Origin of the sequence: Flavobacterium sp. W20_MBD1_R3 (assembly GCF_052119725.1) — a bacterium.
In the GTDB taxonomy this organism is placed as follows: Bacteria; Bacteroidota; Bacteroidia; order Flavobacteriales; family Flavobacteriaceae; genus Flavobacterium.
The window spans coordinates 208553-231651 of record NZ_JBGQOR010000004.1; the positions used below are offsets into that span (position 1 = coordinate 208553).

Annotated in this window: 22 protein-coding genes; 14 read left to right on the forward strand and 8 right to left on the reverse strand. The window is 33.6% G+C overall.

Annotated features, from left to right (window positions below; translation table 11 throughout):
* Positions 1–171 precede the first annotated feature (171 nt).
* Genes ACEN2F_RS08480 through ACEN2F_RS08490 form a run of 3 tightly spaced genes read left to right on the forward strand, consistent with a single transcriptional unit; the run spans position 172 to position 3842 of the window.
* Positions 172–375 (forward strand): hypothetical protein, encoded by a 204-nt coding sequence (locus ACEN2F_RS08480; RefSeq protein WP_441737890.1) that lies wholly within the window; start codon positions 172–174, stop codon positions 373–375.
* A 58-nt stretch (positions 376–433) separates the two neighbouring features.
* The gene (locus ACEN2F_RS08485) at positions 434–1210 is read left to right on the forward strand and encodes a GLPGLI family protein (RefSeq protein WP_441737892.1); all 777 of its coding nucleotides are present in this window, start codon (positions 434–436) and stop codon (positions 1208–1210) included.
* Positions 1203–3842: a hypothetical protein gene (locus ACEN2F_RS08490; protein WP_441737894.1), complete on the forward strand. Its 2640-nt coding sequence runs from the start codon at positions 1203–1205 to the stop codon at positions 3840–3842. The genes ACEN2F_RS08485 and ACEN2F_RS08490 overlap by 8 nt, the downstream gene beginning before the upstream one ends.
* Positions 3843–3985: 143 nt before the next feature.
* Here ACEN2F_RS08490 and ACEN2F_RS08495 read toward each other — a convergent pair whose 3' ends face one another.
* From ACEN2F_RS08495 to ACEN2F_RS08505, 3 genes are all read right to left on the reverse strand, one after another.
* Positions 3986–5125, reverse strand: a complete 1140-nt coding sequence (locus ACEN2F_RS08495; protein ID WP_441737896.1) for an ATP-binding protein — start codon at positions 5123–5125, stop codon at positions 3986–3988.
* 249 nt (positions 5126–5374) lie between these two features.
* On the reverse strand, positions 5375–6127 hold the full coding sequence (locus tag ACEN2F_RS08500; RefSeq protein WP_441737898.1) for an SDR family NAD(P)-dependent oxidoreductase: 753 nt from the start codon (positions 6125–6127) through the stop codon (positions 5375–5377).
* A 47-nt stretch (positions 6128–6174) separates the two neighbouring features.
* The gene (locus ACEN2F_RS08505; RefSeq protein ID WP_441737900.1) at positions 6175–7047 is read right to left on the reverse strand and encodes an aldo/keto reductase; all 873 of its coding nucleotides are present in this window, start codon (positions 7045–7047) and stop codon (positions 6175–6177) included.
* Between the two features lie 212 nt (positions 7048–7259).
* Here ACEN2F_RS08505 and ACEN2F_RS08510 point away from each other — a divergent pair, with 212 nt between their 5' ends.
* From ACEN2F_RS08510 to ACEN2F_RS08545, 8 genes are all read left to right on the forward strand, one after another.
* Positions 7260–8264 (forward strand): AAA family ATPase, encoded by a 1005-nt coding sequence (locus tag ACEN2F_RS08510; RefSeq protein WP_441737902.1) that lies wholly within the window; start codon positions 7260–7262, stop codon positions 8262–8264.
* Between the two features lie 73 nt (positions 8265–8337).
* Positions 8338–9201 carry a DUF58 domain-containing protein gene (locus ACEN2F_RS08515; RefSeq protein WP_441737904.1) on the forward strand — a complete coding sequence of 288 codons (864 nt, stop codon included), beginning with the start codon at positions 8338–8340 and terminating at the stop codon, positions 9199–9201.
* Positions 9202–9257: 56 nt separating this feature from the next.
* Positions 9258–10889: a hypothetical protein gene (locus tag ACEN2F_RS08520; RefSeq protein ID WP_441737906.1), complete on the forward strand. Its 1632-nt coding sequence runs from the start codon at positions 9258–9260 to the stop codon at positions 10887–10889.
* Positions 10889–11890, forward strand: a complete 1002-nt coding sequence (locus ACEN2F_RS08525; RefSeq protein ID WP_441737908.1) for a vWA domain-containing protein — start codon at positions 10889–10891, stop codon at positions 11888–11890. The genes ACEN2F_RS08520 and ACEN2F_RS08525 overlap by 1 nt, the downstream gene beginning before the upstream one ends.
* Positions 11891–12016: 126 nt before the next feature.
* Positions 12017–13051, forward strand: coding sequence for a VWA domain-containing protein (locus ACEN2F_RS08530; RefSeq protein WP_441737910.1), 1035 nt, complete (start codon positions 12017–12019; stop codon positions 13049–13051).
* Between the two features lie 83 nt (positions 13052–13134).
* The gene (locus ACEN2F_RS08535) at positions 13135–13845 is read left to right on the forward strand and encodes a tetratricopeptide repeat protein (RefSeq protein WP_441737911.1); all 711 of its coding nucleotides are present in this window, start codon (positions 13135–13137) and stop codon (positions 13843–13845) included.
* Between the two features lie 20 nt (positions 13846–13865).
* Positions 13866–15608, forward strand: coding sequence for a BatD family protein (locus ACEN2F_RS08540; protein WP_441737913.1), 1743 nt, complete (start codon positions 13866–13868; stop codon positions 15606–15608).
* Between the two features lie 180 nt (positions 15609–15788).
* Complete coding sequence (locus ACEN2F_RS08545; RefSeq protein ID WP_441737915.1) at positions 15789–16532, forward strand: tetratricopeptide repeat protein; 744 nt, start codon at positions 15789–15791, stop codon at positions 16530–16532.
* Between the two features lie 54 nt (positions 16533–16586).
* Here ACEN2F_RS08545 and ACEN2F_RS08550 read toward each other — a convergent pair whose 3' ends face one another.
* The gene (locus ACEN2F_RS08550) at positions 16587–17090 is read right to left on the reverse strand and encodes a CvpA family protein (protein ID WP_441737917.1); all 504 of its coding nucleotides are present in this window, start codon (positions 17088–17090) and stop codon (positions 16587–16589) included.
* A 143-nt stretch (positions 17091–17233) separates the two neighbouring features.
* Between ACEN2F_RS08550 and ACEN2F_RS08555 the strand changes: the two genes are divergently transcribed.
* The 3 genes from ACEN2F_RS08555 to ACEN2F_RS08565 all read left to right on the forward strand — a co-directional run bounded on the left by ACEN2F_RS08555 (position 17234) and on the right by ACEN2F_RS08565 (position 19341).
* Positions 17234–17590: a hypothetical protein gene (locus tag ACEN2F_RS08555; protein ID WP_441737919.1), complete on the forward strand. Its 357-nt coding sequence runs from the start codon at positions 17234–17236 to the stop codon at positions 17588–17590.
* A gap of 110 nt (positions 17591–17700) precedes the next feature.
* Positions 17701–18720: a phenylalanine--tRNA ligase subunit alpha gene (pheS, locus tag ACEN2F_RS08560; protein ID WP_441737921.1), complete on the forward strand. Its 1020-nt coding sequence runs from the start codon at positions 17701–17703 to the stop codon at positions 18718–18720.
* Between the two features lie 213 nt (positions 18721–18933).
* A complete protein-coding gene (locus ACEN2F_RS08565) occupies positions 18934–19341 on the forward strand; it encodes a hypothetical protein (RefSeq protein ID WP_441737923.1) in 408 nt (135 codons plus the stop codon).
* A gap of 228 nt (positions 19342–19569) precedes the next feature.
* On the opposite strand, the gene ACEN2F_RS08570 is transcribed toward ACEN2F_RS08565, so the two are convergent.
* The 4 genes from ACEN2F_RS08570 to ACEN2F_RS08585 all read right to left on the reverse strand — a co-directional run bounded on the left by ACEN2F_RS08570 (position 19570) and on the right by ACEN2F_RS08585 (position 23061).
* Positions 19570–19785 (reverse strand): hypothetical protein, encoded by a 216-nt coding sequence (locus ACEN2F_RS08570; protein ID WP_441737925.1) that lies wholly within the window; start codon positions 19783–19785, stop codon positions 19570–19572.
* Positions 19786–19822: 37 nt separating this feature from the next.
* Positions 19823–20818, reverse strand: a complete 996-nt coding sequence (locus ACEN2F_RS08575) for an NAD(P)H-dependent glycerol-3-phosphate dehydrogenase (protein ID WP_441737927.1) — start codon at positions 20816–20818, stop codon at positions 19823–19825.
* Positions 20819–21129: 311 nt separating this feature from the next.
* A complete protein-coding gene (locus ACEN2F_RS08580) occupies positions 21130–22293 on the reverse strand; it encodes an iron-containing alcohol dehydrogenase (RefSeq protein WP_441737929.1) in 1164 nt (387 codons plus the stop codon).
* A 3-nt stretch (positions 22294–22296) separates the two neighbouring features.
* On the reverse strand, positions 22297–23061 hold the full coding sequence (locus tag ACEN2F_RS08585; protein ID WP_441737931.1) for a type 1 glutamine amidotransferase domain-containing protein: 765 nt from the start codon (positions 23059–23061) through the stop codon (positions 22297–22299).
* Positions 23062–23099 lie beyond the last annotated feature (38 nt).

Below are 23099 nucleotides of genomic sequence, written 5' to 3' on the forward strand. Positions count from 1 at the left end.
ATTGTTGTTTGCAAAAAAAAGTTTAAAATTTGACTTGAAAATATTCAGTAGCTACGAATTGAGGGAGTTTGTCTTTTAATCCCAAAGAAAAATAAGAGAAGTAGGAAATGGTTTTTGTTTACCGAAATAAACAATAAAAATGATATTATTAACAATTAAATTTATTCAAATATGAAAAATTTATTTTTAGGGCTATGCTTATTAGCTGGTACCGTTTCTTTTGCAAATACAAGTGCAAGAACAAAAGTAATTACAAAACAAGCAAATGTCACAGTTGTAACAAAGTGCTACAGACAAGCAACAGATGCATTTGGGAACACTTATTATAAAGAGGTTACTTGTCCAAAAGTTGTTATCTTACAAGCAGTTGAATAATTAGTTATTTTCTAAAGCTGTCATTCTTATGACAGCTTTTGTTATTAAATAAAAAAAGATGAAAAAATACATATTTATATTCATTTCTTGTTATTGTTTTTCACAAAACAATAAAGTAACATATGAATTCATAAGAAAGATTAATGATTTAGAATTTAAAGCAAACGGGATTCTTAATATTAATAAAAATATTACAACCTTTAATTTATCTCAATATAAAAATTTATTAAATAACGGAGATAAATTAATTGATGTAAAAACAAATGATAGCACAACTGTTATTAGTTCTGGCAATATTTGCTTTGAGGATAAATTATATTATTATGATTTCAAAAAAGATAGTATAACTTCATTATTATATGATGTTAGTTGCAATAGTAAAGTATTAGTCAAAGATAAAATAGTCTATCCTAAATGGGATATTTTAGACGAGTACAAAGTTATTTCAGGATATAAATCGCAGAAAGCAACAGCATTTATAAATGATAGAACTTGGTCAGTGTTTTTCACTAATGAATTAAAAATTAGTTGTGGTCCATGGAGATTAATTGGATTGCCTGGAGTTGTTTTGGAAGCTTACGAAAACACAAACATTTATACGTTTAAATTAGCTAAAATTGAAAAAACGAATGAAATTCTTAATGAACCAAAATTAGATAAAAAATCAACATTTAATGAATTTGTTGAAAAGGCGGTAAAACAAAAACAAAATGAATTAACCTTTATGTTCTCACAGATGGGAGATGAAACGTCAGAACCTGTTGATTTAAAAGATTTTCCTTTATACGAAACTTTAGAATTTATTGAAAAAAGAGAAACAAAAAATAATGAATAAAATTTATATTATAATTGTTTTTCTTTTAATTACCTCTTATTCTTTTTCTCAAACCATAACAGGAACAGTTTTCGATACCAAAGGCAATCCTTTGGTATTGGCAAATGTGGTATTTAAAGAAGCTAATAATCCTGAAAGCGTCAAAGAATTTGTTTCTATAAGAAATGGAAAATATAACATTATTTTAAAAAAAAACTACGAGAAAATTTTAGTTGAAATAAATTCTGACGGCTATTTTACAGAAAAACAACTAATTGACAATCCCAATACAACCAAAACGTATGAGCTCAATTTTCAATTAGCAGAAGATATAACTGAACTTAAAGAAATTAAAATTATTACCGAAAAAAAAGCAATTATAGTTAAAGAAGACACTTTGAAATATAATGTTTCAAAATTCCGTGATGGTTCAGAACGAAAAATAGAAGATATTATAAAAAAATTACCCGGAATTTCGGTAAACGAAAAAACAGGCGAAATAAAATATAAAGGCAAATCAATAGAAGCCGTTACACTTGATGGGGACAATATGTTTGGGTATAATTACAGTTTGGGTACAAAGAATATAAATGTAGATATGGTTGAACAAGTTCAAGCCATTGATAATTTTTCTGAAAATTTACTATTGAAAGGTATTGAAAACGGCGATAAAGTTTCGCTAAATCTAAAATTAAAAAAAAGTAAAACAGATTATTCTGGCAATATTGATTTTGGATTAGGTGTCAATAGCGATAAAAAAAAAATGAACAACTCTATTGTAAATATCTTACAAATATCTAAAGGATATAAGGCTTTTGGAACATTTTCCTATAATAATGTAGGTGGAAATAATTCACCGTTTGATTATTTTTCAGGAACTCAAAACATTGAGCAATCCAGAAGTAAAAGTTTTGAAACTTACAGAGTTATTCCCGAAACATTATTTTCTAACATTATTGATAACACAAGAACAAATAATAACAATTTGTTTTTCTCAAATTACAATAGTCTTTTTAAAATCAGTAAACGTATTTCTGTAAAAACGAATTTTTATTATTTGCACGACAATATAAATTTTCAACAAGCCACAAACACAATTAACACAATCAATAGCGAAACATTTACAACATCTGATAATAACACATCAAACAAAAAACCAAACCTATATAGAGGAGATTTAGAAGTAAAATTTAATTCTTCAAAGAATTCACTTTTAGAATACAAAACTAAATTTAATCTCGAAGAAACTTTCACAAACATAACTATTTTAGCAAATCAGACTAATCAATTTTATAGTAATCTAAAATCAAAAAATCAATTTTTTAATCAAAATTTAATTTTCACAAAAAAAATATCTGACAAAAAAGTAATTCAAATCAATATCAATCAAGGATTTAATAATACCCCACAATTTTTAAGATTAAACTCAATAACTGAAACTAACAATCAAAACAGTAATTTCAAAAAGAATTATATTGATGGTGTTATTAATATTTTAGGAACCACAGAAAACTTTAAATATTCATTTTCAGTTGGAGCAAACTATGAAAAAACACCATTTACATCATTCAATAATTATCAAAATAATATATCATCATCAATAATTGATGAAAATAAAACAATCTATTTCAAAAAATCATTATATCATTTAGGTTCTGTTAATTACAATATAAACAGATGGATACTATCCCCATCCTATTCGATAAAATTTCTGAAACAATCATTACAAGACAACATCTTAAATCAAAAAGAAGATACAAATGATTTTATATTTGAACCAGCATTATTATTAAAATTTAAGATTAATAGTCTTTCATTTATATCAAGCAGATTAAGCAATTCTCAAAATCCAGTTGTGGATGAATTTATTTTTAGAAATTCCGTAATTACAAATAATCGTTTAAAAGTATCTAACAATCCAGATTTAGATTTACAAAAACCTACTCTTTTCAGTTTAAACTATAACAACAATAATGTATATAGGCAATTTCAATTTGAAGTAGGGTTTAGTTACCAAAAAAGCAAAGGAAATTTCTATTCTGATTACAACATAAATCAAACAGAAACCAATATAAAAAATATATTTTTATTGGAGAAAAATGATAATTATAATGCAGATGTCCTTTTGGCAAAATATTTACCAATTATAGCAACTACAATTAAATTGAAAACAAACTACAGCTATTCTAACTATTTTAACCTTGTAAACTCAACAAATTTAAGAGAAAATACAAGTAATATTATTTTAAATGAATTGTCAATAAGAACAGCTTTTAAAGCGAAAATTAATTTTGACAATAATTTTATTAATATTAAAAACACTAATAAAAATAGTGATTTAGAAAAAATAACAAACAATTCAATTATAAATACTTTTAAAATAAGATACAAACCAACAAAGAAAATATTTGCTGTTTTATCATCGGATTATTATCTTCCTGACACAAACAATAAAAACAATAATTACTTATTTTTAGATGCAAATATTACTTTTAAACCAAACAACAAACATTTAGAAATGAACTTAAGTGCAAAAAATTTACTAAATAAAAAAGTTTTTTCACAAATTCAAACAACAGATTTTTCAAAAAGCACTTTTCAAAATAATTTAATTTCCAGATATATATTTATCAATGTAACTTATGATTTGTAATCAAGTAAAACGTGCAAAAAACAACTTGCAAAGAGAAGTTTGGCAATAGGGGGAATTTTTCTTTTGCGATATCATAATGAAAGACTCTTTCGTATATTCAAGCCATATGAAACTTACTAAATTCGATAACATCGAACTTAAATTCACTGCACATCATATTTCATCTTTCTCAAAATCCGCAACGCTTCTTTGAACGATAAATACACTTGGGTGAAAGTTTTCAGCAATACTTTGGCGTCAATTAGTTTTTGTTTGGCATCTTCAAAACCGTTGAGGTAACAAATCATAAATGTTGAAGGTAGATTCTCTAAATCTTTGTGTTCTCTTTCTGTTAAAGAAAGCCCTTTTTGGAGTTTTTTCAGCAAAGCAATATTAGAATTATAAATGTGAAATAGCATTTTTTTGTTGAATTCTGGCGGCTCAAACAGCATTTCTCTTTCTATTTTATAATAGCCATTATCATGAAAATGAATCGTTTGTTTTTCTAAAGGATAATAACTCGTTTTATCATTCAAGCCCAAAGGAACATATTCAATAATGATAAAAGTATCTTCATTGAAAGTGATTTCGACCACATCCTGAGCCGAATAAAACAGCTTGATCTGCTCGTTGATTAATTCAATATCTACTCGCGATAAATAGGTTTTGTCTCGCGATTTTTTTGCAATTCCTGCCCAGCAAATCACAAATAATTCTTTGAACACTTTATACTTTGGTGACATATCCTTATGGCGAAAATTCATGAAATCAATCACGCCATCTAATGTGTATTCGATGCTGTTTCTGGAATTATTTTCAATGCCTATTACAGTTTCGGTGTTTTGGTAATTCTTTTCAATTTCACCCTCAACTGGCATTGTATTGCTGCCTCTGCGTATAAAAACACTGTTAGCAGGAACCGTGTGAATCCCTTTTTTGAAATGAGAAGTTTTGCTTTTTGGCTTAATTGTTACCAGTCCGATAACCTTATCTTTTGGCAAATTTGGGAAAGGTACGTTCTCATACTGAATTTTTGGAGGATTTTCTAGATAGGCATTTACTAAATTCTGAATTCGACTATCGTCAAAAAAGTCATCTCCCACAATTGTATTGTCTTGATCTTCAACACCTACTACAATGTATGAATTGTTCATGGGATTTGAATTAGAGAGTGCACAAATGTGTTTAAGAAACTTGGCCTTTCCTTCCCGTGTATGCAAATTCAACTGCCGTTTTTTATCATAAAAACTACTCTCATCATTGTGAGCAAGTAAATTTTTGATAAGAATACGTTTGTTGATCATTGGTATTGATTATTATTTATTTCTATTTTTTATTGTTGTTGAGGCTTAATTATTAATCCTATTTTTATGCTTTTCTATCAGAGCTTTTTAATAAACCACCGCTAATTCGCAGATTTTCTAATTAATATAAAAATCAGCGAATTAGCGGTTGATTTTTTTACCCGTTAAATTTCTTGTTTCTAATAGAATTGTGATTCGCCATATTTAAGGGGTTTATAAATAATGATGGAAATAAAAAATTAACAATAATCAATCTCTTTTTAAAATTGTAGCTGCCGCTTGTGCTGTTGGCAACACCATCAAATCGGCAATATTTACATGATACGGTCTTGAAACTACAAAATGAATAATATCAGCAATATCTTCTGGGTGTAATGGTTCAAAACCTTTGTACACATTGGCGGCTTTCTCTGTATCGCCTTTAAAACGTACTTCGCTAAATTCTGTTTCTACAGCACCGGGATGAATGGCACCCACGCGAATTCCATACGGATTCAAATCCATGCGCATGGCTTGGCTCAAGGCGTCTACAGCATGTTTGGAGGCGCAATAGACGTTTCCGTTTGGATATACTTCTTTTCCGGCAATAGAGCCAATATTGATAATATGACCTGATTTTCGTTCGATCATTTGCGGAATAATAGCTTTGGAAACATATAAAAGCCCTTTGACATTGATGTCAATCATGGCGTCCCAATCGTCTAAATCTCCGTTTTGAATGGGATCTAATCCATGCGCATTTCCGGCATTATTAATTAAAACATCAATTTTTGCAAAGGCTTCCGGGACGGAATTTATACTTTCAAAAACTGCTTTTTTATCTCGAACATCAAAGGATAAGGTATGCACTTCTGTAAATTCCGAAAGTTCTTTTTCAAGATCATTTAATCGGTCTTCACGGCGTCCGCAAAGAATAATTTTATAGTTATTTTTAGCTAATATTTGCGCTGTTGCTTTACCAATTCCGCTGGTGGCTCCAGTCACTAAGGCTGTTTTAGTCATGATTTTTTTCTGTTTTTAATTCTAAAGTTTCTGAACTGAACATTATTCTAAGCTACATCTTCTCCCATACTTGCGGTCCAAATGGCAAACCAATCTTCTTGGTCTAATTCTAATTCGACGGCTTTCATAAGCGATTGAATTCGCGCCACATTCACTGTTCCCGCTATAGGAATTACTTGCGCCGGATGTTTCAAAATCCAAGAAAGTAAAATAGAGTCTGATCCCAAATGGTATTTTGAAACCAAGGTTGCTAGTAACTTTTTTAATCGTCTGGTTTGTGGAATGTCTTCTCTGAAAACTGATCCCAGTGGATTCCAAGACATAGGACGAATGTTGTTCGCTTGCATATAATCAAAACTTCCATCAACCATAGGTTCAAAATTCGTTGCCGAAAATTGTACCTGATTGTATAAAACTTCTGTTTTCTGGCGAATCAATTCAGTTTGTGAGGAGGTAAAATTAGAAAGTCCAAAATCATTAATTTTACCATCTGATTTTAGTTTCAAAACTGCTTCGGCAATCTCGTCAGTATGCATCAAAGGACTTGGTCGATGCAATAAGAGAATGTCTAGATAATCCGTTTGTAGGTTTTTTAATGAGTTTTCTACAGACCAGATAATATATTCTTTTGAGTATTCGTAGTGTTTGATCGTGTTTCTTCGATTTTTGGTTACCATTTGGATCCCACATTTGGATATCAATTGCATTTTTTCTCTGGCAATTTTGCTCGAAGCAAAAGCTTTTCCAAAATCAACTTCGGTTGTATAATCCCCGTATATATCGGCATGATCAAAAGTGGTGATTTTATTTTCTAAACACACATTAATCATGCTCTCCATTTCTTTGGTATTGAGATTTTTATCCCAAATACCCCAATTCATTACGCCAGCTACAATGGGTGATAATTTAGTTTTATTCATGTTTTTTATTTATTATTAAAATAGGTAAATCTTCAAATTGAAAGTATATTTTTCAAAGTTCTTAAAAATATAAAAATTGTATCATAATTCGACCTTAAAATTAAGTCTTTTGTCGAAGTTTTAACCATTTTTTAACATCTTACTTCTAAAAAAAAATTCAATTTGCACCTTCAAAAGGACAGCACTAAATTCAAGGTTTTAAAAATAATAAAATGGAAGAAAACACAGCCGCTTTAGACATCAGAGCAATCAATGAAAAAATTGAAAGAGAAAGTGCTTTTATAGACCTTCTCACAATGGAAATGAACAAGGTTATTGTGGGTCAAAAGCACATGGTGGAGCGTTTATTAATTGGACTTTTAGGTCAGGGACATATTTTGTTAGAAGGTGTTCCCGGTTTAGCCAAAACATTAGCAATTAATACACTCTCACAAGCGGTGCATGGCTCTTTTAGCAGAATACAATTTACACCAGATTTATTGCCTGCTGATGTTGTGGGAACTATGATTTACAACATTAAAGCCAATGAATTTTCGATCAAAAAAGGGCCAATTTTTGCCAATTTTGTTTTGGCAGATGAGATAAATCGTGCACCCGCTAAAGTGCAATCAGCATTATTAGAAGCGATGCAGGAAAAACAGGTGACCATTGGTGACACTACTTTCAAACTAGACCGACCGTTCTTAGTATTAGCTACTCAAAATCCTATTGAACAAGAAGGAACGTATCAATTACCTGAAGCTCAGGTCGATCGTTTTATGTTGAAAACCGTTATTGATTACCCTAAAATGGAAGACGAGCGTTTGATCATTCGCCAAAATTTGAAAGGAAGTTATGAAAAAGTAAATCCTGTAGTTTCAGTAGAGCAAATTTTACGCGCGCAGGAAGCTGTTCGGGAGGTTTACATGGACGAAAAAATAGAAAAATATATTCTCGATATCATTTTTGCCACGAGGTATCCGGAAAAATATAAATTGGCTGATTTGAAACCATTAATCAGTTTTGGAGCATCGCCACGTGGAAGCATTAATCTGGCGACTGCCGCAAAATGTTACGCTTTCATCAAACGTCGTGGTTATGTAATTCCCGAAGATGTTCGGGCCGTAGTTCACGATGTATTGCGTCACAGAATTGGGATTACCTATGAGGCAGAAGCGGAAAATATTACTTCAGTTGATATTATTAACAAAATCGTAAACGAAATCGAAGTACCTTAAAAACAGTTTGCAGTAATCAGTATTCAGTTTGCAGTAACTGAACACGGAACACTAATCACTGAACACTGAACTTATGGATACAAAAGACCTCTTAAAAAAAGTACGAAAAATCGAAATTAAAACCCGAAGATTGAGCGATCATATCTTTTCGGGAGAATATCATACGTCGTTCAAAGGACGCGGAATGACGTTCAGTGAAGTGCGTCAGTACCAGTTTGGTGATGATATTCGTGCAATTGATTGGAATGTAACTGCTCGGTATAATGAGGCACACGTAAAAGTTTTTGAGGAAGAACGCGAATTGACCATGATGTTGATGGTTGATATTTCAGGTTCAGAAAGTTTTGGTTCAAAAAATCAATTCAAAAGAGATATTGTTACGGAAATTGCTGCAACGATGGCCTTTTCAGCAACTCAAAACAATGATAAAATAGGTTTGATATTGTTTACGGATGAAATCGAATTATATATTCCACCTAAAAAAGGAAGATCACACGTACTTCGAATTATTCGTGAATTAATAGAATTCCAGCCTAAAAGTCGAAAAACAGATCTTGCGCAAGCCTTAAAGTTTTTATCGGGAACTCAGAAAAAGAAGGCCATTGTATTTGTAATTTCTGATTTCATGGCAGAGGATTATGAGCATACATTGAAAATAGCGTCAAAGAAACACGATGTAACGGGTATTCGCGTGTATGATATTCGAGAAGAAAAAATGCCTGATTTAGGGATGGTATCGATGCTTGATGCGGAAACCGGAGCAATCGAATTAATAAATACCGGTTCGAAAGCAGTACGAATGAATTATGAAAAACAGTACCACAATAAAGTAAACTATTTTAAAGAAACATTCAGTAAATCAGGTTCAGGTGTTGTAAACACAAGAGTTGACGAAAGTTATGTAACGAAATTGCTGAGCTATTTTAAATCGAGATAAAACGAAACCTAGCCCTATCAGGGTTTTAAACCCTGACAGGGCTAACTAGATAAAAAATGAAAATTAGACTTTACCTACTACTATTGCTGCTTTCTACAGCTGTTTTTGCACAACAAAAACAGGTAGTCACAAGTATAGATACGATTAAAAATAAAATTGGTGCCGAATTTAAACTGTCTATAAAAACTACTGTTGATACTTCGTCGAAGGTTATTTTTCCAAACTTAAAAAATTTGGGGGCATTAGAGGTAATTCAATCGTATCCTATTGATACCGTTAAAATGGATGGCCGTTATGAATTGATCAAAAAATACGGCTTAACCCAATTTGATTCTGGTAGATATGTGGTTCCAAGTATTAAGATCTTCATTAATAGCAAGCCGTTTCTTACAGACTCGCTTTTAGTGGAAGTAGCCAATGTTCAAGTGGATACTTTGAAACAAAAAATGTTTGATATTAAGGACATAGCTCCGGCAAATAATTCGATTGGGGACTGGTGGAAATATTTGCTAATTGTTGCTTTGATTGTTGGTATAGGAGCGCTTGTTTATTGGTTTATTAAAAAACGGCAGGAAAAGAAATTAATTGCAGAAATTTATAAAACTCCAATCGAAAAAGCGACTAGTTTGCTGGATTCTTTGGAGAAAAAAGAACTTTGGCAAAAAGGAGAAGTCAAAGCGTATTACAGTGAGTTGACTGATATTGCCAGAAATTATATTGAAGAAGCAATAGAGATTCCAGCCATGGAAAGTACGACTTCGGAATTGATTCAAGGTCTTAGAGCAGCTTCTGTCAAAAAGAAAATGACCCTTTCGCAGGAGATTCTCGAAAATCTGGAGCGTGTTCTAAAACAAGCCGATTTGGTAAAATTTGCTAAATCAAAACCATTAGATTTTGAAATTACCGAAGACCGAAATAAAATTCAAAAGGCAATTTTAACGCTGGACAGCTCCATACCACTCGAGGTTCCTGAAGCAGAGGAAATATTGTTGAATGAAGTGCAAAGACAAAAACAAATTCAAATACAATTACGCAAACAAAGGAAAAAACGCATTGTGACAGCCGTAGTTTTAGTTGTGTTTTTATTGGCAGCGACCACCACCTTTTTTATCGTGACTAAAGGATTTGATTATGTGAAAGATAATATTATTGGTCATCCTACTAAAGAATTATTAGAAGGCGAATGGGTGAAAAGTGAATATGGAAATCCAGGAATTATTATAGAAACACCAAAAGTACTCAAGCGAACAGATCTGACAAAAACCCTCCCTAAAAACGGAATGGCATTGATCAAGGAGATGCAATCGTTTGTTTATGGTAGTGTTCTAGACCGTTTTTATGTGATGGTTTCCACGCTAAAATTCAAGGAAGAAACTCAAATTGATTTAGCTAAATCTATGGATGGTGCCTTACAGTCACTTGAAGCCCAAGGAGCGCAAAATATGATTGTAAAACAGGAAGATTTTGAAACCAAAGAGGGAATTAAAGGGTTGAAAGCTTATGGAACTTTTTCGCAAGTTGATGGCGATAGCATGAGCACGGCAAAAATGTATTATGAAGTAATCCTGTTCAGTCAAGGAGGCGGATTACAACAAATTATACTTTTTCATGAAGAAGGCGATACGTATGGAATTGAAATATCAGAACGAGTTTTGAGCTCGGTCGAATTAAAACAAGCAATTGAATAATGGATAAAATAACTTTTTTAAACCCAGAATTTTTTTGGCTGTTTCTACTGATTCCAGTTGTAATAGTCTGGCTGTTGTGGACAAAAAACGAACAAGTAGCAACATTAAAAATAAGTTCTATTGCAGGATTTAAAGGGGCGGATTCGTACTTGACAAAGTTAAAACCAATTTTGAATGTGTTCCGTGTTTTGGCATTGTGCTCCTTAATAGTAGCTATGGCAAGACCAAGAACTGTGGATGTCAGCAACAGAACAAAAACTACTAAAGGAATCGATATTGTCATGGCAGTTGACGTTTCTGGAAGTATGCTGGCCAAAGATTTGAAACCAAACCGAATGGAAGCGCTAAAAAGAGTAGCTGCTGATTTTGTTGAAGGGCGACCAAATGACAGGATTGGCCTTGTAGTATATGCCTCAGAGGCGTATACTAAAACACCTGTGACAAGTGATAAGGCAATAATTCTGGATGCCATCAACAGTATAAAATATGATAATGTTTTGCAGGATGGAACTGGAATTGGGATGGGATTAGCCACTGCCGTAAACCGTTTGAAAGATAGTAAAGCTAAGAGCAAAGTAATTATTCTTTTGACAGATGGCGTGAATAATGCTGGATTCATTGAACCAGAAACTGCTTCAGATATAGCCAAACAATACGGAATTAAAGTCTATACCGTAGGAATTGGGACTAACGGAATGGCCATGTTTCCCTATAAAATAGCGCCAAATGGACAGTTTTTATTCCAAATGATGAAAGTAGAAATCGACGAACAATTAATGAAAAGTATAGCCAGGAAAACAGATGGAAAATATTTTAGAGCCACAAGCAATAGCAAGCTTGCCGAAATTTATGCCTCTATCAATAAACTGGAAACTACAGAAATAGAGGAATTAAAATTTTACGATTATGATGAAAAATTCAGGCCTTTTATATGGCTTGCCGGTTTTTTATTGTTGGCGGAAGTAGGGTTAAGGAATACAGTTTTTAGAAGCTTTATATAAAATCCCCACCCCACCCTCCCCGAAGGGAAGGGAGTAGGAACTGGAATATTGGAATAAAATGACCAAGTTTAGAATTTTGACTTAGAGTGAAAATCTAAGATCAAATTCATAAATCTAAAATTAGAAATGGAATTAGACGAAAAAAAATATTTATACCTTCTTTTTATACTGCCTCTTTTGGTGCTGGTTTTTCTTGCTAATTTATATTGGAAAAGAAAAAAACAGCGCGAGTTTGGGGATTTAGAAATGGTAAAAAAGTTGAGTCCGGAAAGCTCTGTTTTTAAACCGGTCTTAAAAATAGGGGTATTGCTTTTAGCCTTTCTTGGACTGATTTTTGCCTTGGTAAACCCAAAGATTGGCACCAAGATGGAAACCGTGAAACGGGAAGGGATTGACATTGTTTTTGCGATGGATGTCTCCAAAAGTATGCTGGCCGAAGATGTAGCACCCAATCGATTAGATAAAAGCAAGCAAATTGTTTCGCAAATTATCAATCAGTTAGGAAGCGATAGAATAGGAATTGTGGCATACGCTGGAAGTGCTTTTCCTGTGTTGCCCATAACCACAGATTATGGGGTGGCTAAAATGTTTTTGCAAAGCATGAATACCGAAATGGTTTCTTCGCAGGGAACCTCGCTGGATGAAGCCATAAAATTATCATCAACCTATTTTGATAACAAAAGTAAAACCAGTAAATTATTAATACTGATTTCTGATGGAGAAGACCATTCTGAAGGAGCTGAAAGTGCTGCTGAAGAAGCCAATAAGCTAGGGATGAAGATTATTACAATAGGAATTGGAACCGAAAAAGGAGGCAGAATTCCATTAAAAAGAAACGGAATTGTAGAAAGTTTTCAAAGAGACAATAACAACGAAGTGGTGATTACTAAATTGAATAAAGCCAGTTTAGAGATTATTGCAAAAGCGACAAAGGGAGGTTATATAAACGGAAACAACACCAAAGAAGTACTCGATTATATCAAGAATGCTTTGGATAACATACAAAAAACTGAATTTGAAGCAACAGAAATGGCGGATTTTCAATCGCAATTTCAATGGTTTCTGGGATTTGCTTTTTTGCTCTTAGTTGTAGATGTTTTCCTATTGGAAAGAAAAACAAACTGGGTCAAGAAATTGAATTTATTTAACGAGAATAAATAATTATTTCTACAAGGTTTTACGGCCTTCTGGATATATAGATACAATAAATGAGAAGATTTAAAATTATCATAATTACTTTTTTAATGATCACGTTCTGTGGAAGGACCAGTTTGCATGCGCAGCAAAAAGACCGAATCTTACCGCAAGCAAATGCGGAATATGCGGATAATAAATTCGCAGAGGCAGAAGCTAATTATAGAATTTCAGATTCAAAATTTCCAAAGAATGCTGTTGCCCCTTTCAATCTTGGAAATAGTATTTACAAACAAAAGCAGTCTGGAGAGGCTAAATTTGCGTACGCCAAAGCGCTGAGAAACTCAAAAACAAGACCTCAAAAACACAGAGCCCTGCATAATTTGGGAAACGTATTTATGAATGAAAAAGATTATACTCAGGCGGTAGAAGCGTATAAAAATGCCTTGCGTAATGACCCAACCGATGAGGAAACCCGTTATAATTTTGCCTTGGCCAAAAAAATGCTAAAGGATAATCCGCCAAAGGATGACAAGAAAAAAGACGATAAGAAAGATAAAGACGAGAAAGAGGACAAAAAGGACGACAAGAAAGACAAAGAAGAGCAAGATAAAAAAGACGATAAAGGGGATCAGAATAAAGATAAAAAAGACTCCAAGCCTGATGATAACGGAGAGCCAAAACCAGCACCGGGAGGAATCTCTAAACAACGTCTGGAAAACTTGCTAGACGCTGTAAATAAAGAAGAAAAAAAGGTTCAGGATAAGGTGAATGCCCAGAAAGTAAAAGGAAAACCAGTCAAAACAGAGAAAGATTGGTAATTCAATTAGACAGTTTGAAAATGAAAAAATATATAGCAGCAATTGTTTTATTGGTGTGCAGCTCACTTAGTGCTCAGGTTCAATTTGAGGCCAAAGTCAGCAAAAGTACGTTGGGCTTAAATGAGAGGTTGCGTATTGATTTTATGATGAATGTAGATGGGGATAACTTTGTTAAGCCATCATTTGAAGGATTTAGAATTGTTGCTGGACCAAGCCAACAAGTGAGTCAGTCGTGGGTAAACGGCAGAAGTTCCTTTGAGAAAGTATATTCGTATATTCTTTTGCCAAATCAAAAAGGAACCTTGGTTATCAAGGCGGCGGCAATAGAATTTAATGGGCAAATTTACAAGACTGCACCGCTAAAGATAAATGTTACCGATGCTATACAACAGCAAAGTGATTCAAACGATTCGCAAGTAGCTGCAGATGAAAACTTATATCTTGTTGCCGATGTTTCAAAAACAAATCCGTACGTTAACGAACCCATTACCATAGTGTATAAATTGTATTTTGCTAATATTGGTATCTCGAATTTAGGAGAATTAACAAAGCCGAAATACAATGATTTTTGGAGTCAAAACATTGAAATAAAACAACTTGTTGCTGAAGAAGGGATGTTTAAAGGGCAAAACTACAGGTATATAGTGTTGAAAAAAGCCGTGCTGTATCCGCAAAAATCAGGAAAACTTAAAATAGAGCCTTTGTCATTAGCAGTTGACGTGCAGTTACCAACGAATCAAAGAGATATGTTTGGGCGAATGGTCCTGACAGAAACTACTAAACGTGTTTCGGCTGGAGCCAAAACTATCACAGTTAAACCATTACCCGAGGCTGGAAAACCAGAAGATTTTACAGGAGCAGTTGGAAGTTTCGACTTCAAAGTCACTCCTTCCAAGACAAGTTTGAAAAACGGAGAAAGTCTTAATCTTGTTGTAAGTGTAACTGGAAAAGGAAATCTCAAATTATTCAGTTTGTCAAAACCAGTTGTGCCTAATGCTTTAGAAATGTATGATGCCGTGCATAGCGAAGACATCAGCACACCACTTTCAGGTATGAGTGGTAATATGTCCGATAGCTATACTATAATTCCGCAATACCGAGGGAATTATCCAGTAAAACCAATGCAGTTTTCTTATTTTGATTTGCCTTCCGGTACCTACAAAACGCTACGTTCCTCACAAATTATGATCAATGTTCTTGATGGTCCGTCACCAGCTGATTCTTCTGCTACTGGTAATAAGAATAAAATCAATGATGTTGAGGCGTTTATGACAATCAAGTCAAAAACGAATCTTATTACCTTTGATAAAGAGGGATTCTTTGGATCGAATTTGTTTATTGGATTACTACTGCTACCTTTCTTATTAGTGCCAATAATTGTGTTACTCAAAAAGAAAAAAGAAGCTATGGATGGCGATATTTCTGGAAACAGAATACGAATGAATAATAAGCTGGCCAAGAAATATCTATCGGTGGCTAAGAAACAAATCAATAACAAAGAACTGTTTTACATTGCGCTCGAGAAAGCGATGCATAATTTCCTAAAAGCAAAATTAAACATTGAAACATCAGAAATGAGCAAGGATAATATTCAGGAATTATTATTGTCCCGTAATGCAAAACCAGAAATCGTAGACGATTTTATTGCGCTTACTGAAAACTGTGAAGTGGCTCGTTATGCGCTTTCGTCAAGTGTCACCATACAACTAGATTTTGATAAAGCGGTATTTATAATCTCTGAATTAGAAAAACAAATTGCTTAATCATAAACCGAATAAAGTTTAAATGATTACCAATGTTTTTAAGGTTATGGGAATGCAGATTAGGATTGCTAATTGATTTAAATGTAAAATTGCTAAAAGAAGGAATAAAACGAGTGATACAGGGAGCACATCAAATGGTGGTCTTTGCAAATTTCTTTTGACCTTCGTGTTTAAATTTTTATGAAAAAAATACTATACATACTACTACTTTCAACCCAGATTTTCTTTGCCCAAAACGGCTTTGAAAAAGGGAATGCCTACTATTCAAAAGAAAAGTACACTGAGGCCGTGGCAGCTTATAAAAGTGTTTTAAACGACAATAAGCAGTCCTCAGAATTGTATTTTAATTTGGGAAATGCTTATTATAAATTGAATCAGGTAGCACCTTCGATTTACTATTATGAAAAAGCGTTGGTACTGAATTCAAACGATAAGGAAAGCATAAACAACCTTAAATTTGCACAAAAAAGAACCATTGATGAGATTAAGGTAATCCCAAAAGTGGGTTTTGCAAAGTTGGTCCGTGATTTTACCGGAATTTACCATTATAATATTTGGGGATGGGTTTCTGTAGGACTGGCAACCTTTTTTTTATTGTTTTTTATTGGGTATTACTTTTCGCAAAAAACACTTTCTAAACGTATTTTCTTTTTTGGAATGTTTGTCGTAATTTTCTTGATGCTTATCGCGTTATCCGCTGCCCTTATTGAGAAAAGTCACTTTGACACTGAAAAACCAGCCATCGTTTTTGCCGAAATGGTGAATGTGAAAAGTGAACCCAGAAATGGAGGAAAACCTCTTTTTGTATTACACGAAGGAACTAAAGTCTATGTATTTGAAACGATTGGAAAATGGAAAAAAATACAACTTACAGATGGAGTTGAGGGGTGGATTGAAAGTAGTGCGATTAAGGAAGTGAAGTAATTATGTTTAGAGGTAATCTATAGTGTTCAGTATTTAATTTAGTCTGATTACTACTTACTTTTTCTTCAAGCTCCCATACCATTCCTGCAATGCAGGATACATGAATCTCGCCGTTTTTTGGATTGGATTTAAAAAAATAGAGTTATCCAGCGTTTCTTTTTTGGCTAAAAAATGAGTGTGGTTAATCTTATCGAAAACTGCAAAGACAATACCTAGTATCAAAACAGTCTTCAACACTCTGAAAAAACCGCCGCCCAAAGCATTCAACCATCCTAAAAAAGCAAAATCGGCAATTCCAGTCAACAACTTTCCTAACATTGTGACTGCAACAACCACAGCTATAAAAGTAAGGACAAAAGCGACCACTTGGATCGTATTGGGGTTCCATTTCACAAAGCCCACTAAAATATCTCGCATGTATGAGGAAAATTTTACTGCAATATAGATTCCGGCCAGTAGTGAAACTAATGACGCTAACTCTATAAAAAGTCCGTTTTGAAGGCCTTTGTAAAAAGCAAAAGCGAGCAATACTCCTAAAATGATATCCAGAAATCCCATAATAATTAATTTGCAACTATAAAGCAGCAAATATAAAAGAATTGTTCTTTACCATTGTCAGTTTTCAAGTTCTTATCTTTGCCAAAATAATTTTATGAGTAATGATTTCAAATTTCATAATTCATAATTCATAATTCATAAAAATGTCAAGAGACACGCAACTTAAAGAACGCTGGGAGCAGCTTGTTACTATACTTTCCAATCAATTCTCTCAAGGGGAGGATTTAGATCTGGACGCCATAATTTATCTAATTGGCGTGCAGGAACTCGGAAAAGTCCATACTGAATACAAGAAAGACGAAAAATTAAACCTGATGCATATCGCGATTTGTAGGCTTTTAGAGCCGTATGGTTTTTATGAATTCGAGTTTTTTGATGAAGACGGTTGGCCACACTACAAAGTAAAAGAGGAATTGCCACCATTAAGAGCAGGTGAACAATCCGTTTTGATGAAAGAAGCCATCGTGAATTATTTCCTGGAACGGGAAGTGATAGAATAGCTAATTTAAATCAACTTGGTTAGTTTTAAACGGAAGCAACAAACTTGAAACTTTAAACTTGAAACTTGGAACAAATTTCTTAAATTTGCACTCTCAATTATGGAAGGAAAATGATAGATAAGATAAAAGAATATATTGGCGAAGCAAATGCTTTTTCAACTCAAAACGCAGCAGAACTAGAAACGTTCCGAATCAAATTCTTAGGAAGCAAAGGGCTTTTGAAAGACCTTTTTGCGGAATTTAAAAACGTGCCTAACGATCAAAAAAAGGAATTTGGACAGGTAATCAACTTGCTTAAAACTTCTGCCGAAGAAAAAGTAAAAACCCTTCAGGAAGCTTTAGAAAGCAAAGAGGAAAGCAAAGGATTTTACGGAGATTTAACCCGTTCAGCGGAGCCGATGATTATTGGTTCCCGTCACCCTATTTCATTGGTAAAAAACCAAATTATAGATATCTTTTCTACCATTGGATTCAACGTTTCCGAAGGTCCAGAAATCGAAGATGACTGGCATAACTTTACCGCATTGAACCTTCCGGAATACCATCCGGCTCGCGATATGCAGGACACTTTTTTCATCCAGACTAATCCAGATATTTTGTTGCGCACGCACACCTCATCCGTACAAGTGCGTTACATGGAAGAAAATAAACCGCCAATTCGAACCATTTCTCCGGGAAGAGTTTTTCGTAATGAGGCCATTTCCTCGCGTTCACACTGTATTTTTCACCAAGTAGAAGGCTTGTATATTGATAAAGATGTTTCTTTTGCTGATTTGAAACAAACCCTTTTGTATTTTACCAAAGAGATGTTCGGAAAATCAAAAATACGTTTGCGCCCGTCTTATTTCCCTTTTACAGAGCCAAGCGCTGAGGTTGATATTTATTGGGGACTTAAAACAGAAACCGATTATAGAATTACCAAAGGAACCGGCTGGTTAGAAATCATGGGTTGCGGTATGGTAGATCCAAATGTTTTGAAAAATTGTGGCATTAATCCTGACGAATACAACGGTTTTGCTTTTGGAATGGGAATCGAAAGAATTGCCATGTTACTGTATCAAATAGGCGATATCCGCATGTTCTACGAAAATGACGTTCGTTTCCTAGAGCAATTTAAATCAAGCATTTAGTCATTGCGAGGAACGCGAAGCAATCTCATAACGATTTTGGATTTTTTGCTTTTAGGAGCTATTTCCAGCTGTACACTCTATCTTTTTCTGTCTAAAAAGCCAGAAAAAGGATGCCGTTTCCATCTGGGCTAGGGCATTTTCGTTTTTAATAAACGTAAGTTTAAAATAATAATTAATAGTGAATGAAGCAATTACTTCATTCTTTGTAATGACATGAAAAAAGACATCATCATCCCCGAAGTAGAAAACGTATTCCTAGCAGCAGTTCAGGAATGGAGCGACGATTTCATGGAAAAAGTTTGGTATGCGTATTTGATAAACGACAGTGATTTTCTAATAGAAAGTGTCATGATCGTTTCTAAAGCTTTTGGAACATTAGAGGGCGAAATGAAAAAAACATCTCTTTTACGTCACGCTTTTGTAGCAGTTCCGGCAGTTTCAGTAATGAAAATTGAAATGATTGAAAAAAGTGTTTTGGCACTCAACAATGAATTCATGTTGACTTTCTTTATTGGTGACAAACTGTACGATAAAAAATATATTTTCAAAGCACAATCCATCAACGAAGCAGCAGTAGAAGAGGTGCCAATTTTATTTGTTGATGGCGTTATCGTTAGATAAGTTAGCATTTTTGTCGCGTTTTATTTTTTTCTTCCAGCTCAGATATCCTAGTAAAAAGATTCCGACAATAATAAAATAAAGCGTGCGCAGAAAATTTCTTTTAGAGAAAAAAGCATCTTCAAACGAGTTTTCGAATAGGTCAATAACCAACAAGAGTAGGGAAAGAATAATTCCCCAAATCAATCCGTATTTAATCTGATATTTCCATCTTTCACTCATAAAAATGATTTAGCGGTTTTGTTGTTTAACTTTGGATTTCCAAGTAAAATAGCCTAACACAAATATTCCAACACTAATGTAAGCGGCTGCTCGAATATAAAAATTAGGCGTGGCAATTTGTGCTGATAAAGGGATTTCCTTAATGTCAAATAAAACATTGAAAACGGTCATAAATACACCCCAAATCCCGCCAGTTTTAATTTGATATTTCCATCTTTCGCTCATGAAGTGATGTGTTTTTGGTTGTTAATTTACATTTGAATTAATCTAGTTTGTCGGTCAGTTTCTTAAAAACTGTTTTTGCATCTTTTCCTTCGTATAAAACTTCATAAACAGCATCAATAATAGGTGTTTTTGCACCGTAGGCTTGGTTGAGTTTATAAGCGCTTTTAGTGGCGTAATAGCCTTCGGCGACCATGCTCATTTCCATCATTGCTGATTTTACGGTATAACCCTTCCCAATCATATTGCCAAACATTCTGTTTCTGGAGAAAACGGAATAGCCAGTAACCAGTAAATCACCTAAATAAGCCGAATCATTAATGTTTCGTTTCATTTTATGAACTTTCTTAATGAATTTTTTCATTTCACGAATCGCATTACTCATCAACACTGATTGAAAATTATCGCCGTAACCCAGTCCATGGGCCATACCTGCGGCAATGGCGTAAATGTTCTTTAGCATTGCAGCATATTCAGTTCCTATAATGTCATCTGTGATTTTAGTTTTAATGTAATTTCCAGCTAGAGTGTCAGCAACAACTTTTGCTTTATCAGCATCGCCACAGGCAATTGTCAAATAGGATAGACGCTCCATGGCAACTTCCTCTGCGTGACAAGGGCCACTAATAACGCCAATATTGTAGTATGGAATATCGTATTTTACATGAAAATGTTCCCCTACAATTAAACTTGTCTCAGGGACTATACCTTTTATGGCTGAAAAAATGATTTTATCTTTCAACGAAACAGTTAGTTTCTCTAATTCACCGTCTAAAAAAGCGGACGGAATAGCAAAAATAATATAATCAGCATACGCGACCGCTTCATTAATATCACTGGTCAATTGTAATTTCTGGGTATCAAACTCAACGGAACTCAGATAATTGGGGTTGTGCTTGTAAGTTTTTATGTATTCTATTGCAGCTTCGTTGCGCATGTACCAAGAAATTTCGGTTAGGTTTACGCACAACATTTTAGCGATAGCTGTTGCCCAGCTCCCACCACCAATTACTGCAAATTTTATATTTTCGGTCATTTTTTTATTGAATTTATTCAAAAGTACTTAAAAAACTATTAATCAAACCATAAAAACTAGTCTTAAGCCGTGCGTTCTTGGGGGTTTTTAATAGTATAGTACTAATTTATTGGTTTTAAAATAATATTTTTTATTTTTATTTGCAATATAAACATATAATTGTCGTTATTTTAGTGGTATAGTTGTTTTTTTAACAAAACAAACGAATTGAATTAGTTAGTTATATTTTTGAATTTTAAAAGGCGTTCCCATATAAAATGAGAACGCCTTTTTATTGTAAAATGCTTCAATTGGTAATCTGATTATTGGAATTAATAACTCATTTCCACAATTGTTTTTACTTTTTCTAATGTAATATTTTGCTTTTCTCCAAGTCCTAACCAACCTCTTTCTTTAAAACGATCTACTATAAAATCTGCCGTTTTATTAAAGTCTTTAGTATAATCAGATAATTTAGTTTCCATTCCCATAGTATGGAAAAATTCAACTGTTTTATTGATCGCTGCATCAGCAATTTCGTCATCAGTTCCAGTTAAATTAAAAATACGTTTTCCGTATTGTGCCAATTTCCCTTTTTTGGTTTCAAACATCACTCGGTATAAATTTGGACCTACAACTGCTAAAGTTCTGGCATGATCTATTCCGTACAAAGCGGTTAATTCATGGCCAATCATGTGCGTGGCCCAATCCGAAGGAACTCCTTTTTGGATTAACCCATTTAGAGCCATCGTACAGCTCCACATAAAGTTGGAAGCTAGCGAATAGTCTTTAGGGTTTTCTACTACATCAGGACCAACTTGTATCAAGGTTTGTAAAATACTTTCTGCAATTCTATCTTGTAAATATCCTTCATGTGGATACGTTAAATATTGTTCTAAAACGTGGGTGTAAGCATCTACAACTCCGTTTTGTAATTGTCTTTTTGGCAAAGATTGAATTACTGTTGGGTCGCAAATAGAGAATTTTGGAAACAAGGCGCTACCTCCAAAAGATAATTTTTCTTGCGTAGATTCAATAGTGACAACACCTCCGGAATTCATCTCACTTCCAGTTGCTGGCAAGGTCAAGATAGTTCCAAAAGGAATTATTTTAGAGACATCTTTTGTAAGTATGTTTTTCTGCAAAATTTCTAGTGGGTCTCCGTCATAATGAACGGCTGCCGAAATGAATTTTACTCCATCAATTACAGAACCTCCCCCTACTGCAAGGATAAAATCTACTTTTTGCTCCTTGATAATAGCAACTGCTTTCATTAATGTTTCAAAATGTGGATTGGGCTCAATTCCGGAAAATTCTACTATTTCAAAACCTTTTAAAGCTGTAACTACTTGTTCATGGATTCCATTTTTGAAAATACTACCACCGCCATAAGCCAAAAGTATTTTTGATCCTTTTGGAACTAATGTTGCTAGTTTTTCTATTTGTCCTTTTCCAAAAATTAAATTGGTAGGATTATATAATTCGAAATTTAACATGTTTTATTTTTTTGAATTCAATTGATTTAATAATTTTTCTGCAACGAGTTTAGATGAAGCCGGGTTTTGCCCAGTAATCAATAAACCATCTTCTACTGCATACGGCTGCCAGTCGGCTATTTTTGAATAGCTTGCGCCATTGGCCTGCAAAGCATCTTCTAATAAAAATGGAACTACATCAGTCAAGCCAACAGCAGCTTCTTCTGTATTAGAAAATCCAGTTACTTTTTTACCTTTCACTAAAAATTCTCCATTTACTTTTACGTTTTTCAATACCGCTGGTGAGTGGCAAACAAAAGCAACAGGTTTATTATTACTATAAAAAGCTTCAATCAAAGCGCTTGAATTTTCATCTGTAGCTAAATCCCATAATGGTCCATGACCTCCCGGATAAAAAACGGCATCATAATCAGACTCTTTTACATCGGCTAATTTATGCGTATTTTTCAGTTTTGCCAATAACTCGGTATCAGCATCAAATCGTTTAGTGTCTTCAGTCGCAGCTGATGGATCTTCACTTTTTGGATCAATTGGTGGTTGTCCTCCTAATGGTGTAGCAATATCAATTACAATTCCTTTATCTAACAGTTCATAATATGGAGCAGCTAATTCTTCTGTCCAAAATCCTGTTTTTTCTCCTGTGTTACCTAATTTATCGTGACTGGTAACAACAAATAATACCTTTTTCATGTTTTTTTTATTTTGTGCAGTTGCTGAGAGGCAACTTACGGTTACTGCTATAAGAGCAAATAATATGACTTTCTTCATTTTTATTAATCTTACTACAAATTTACGGCGAATATGTT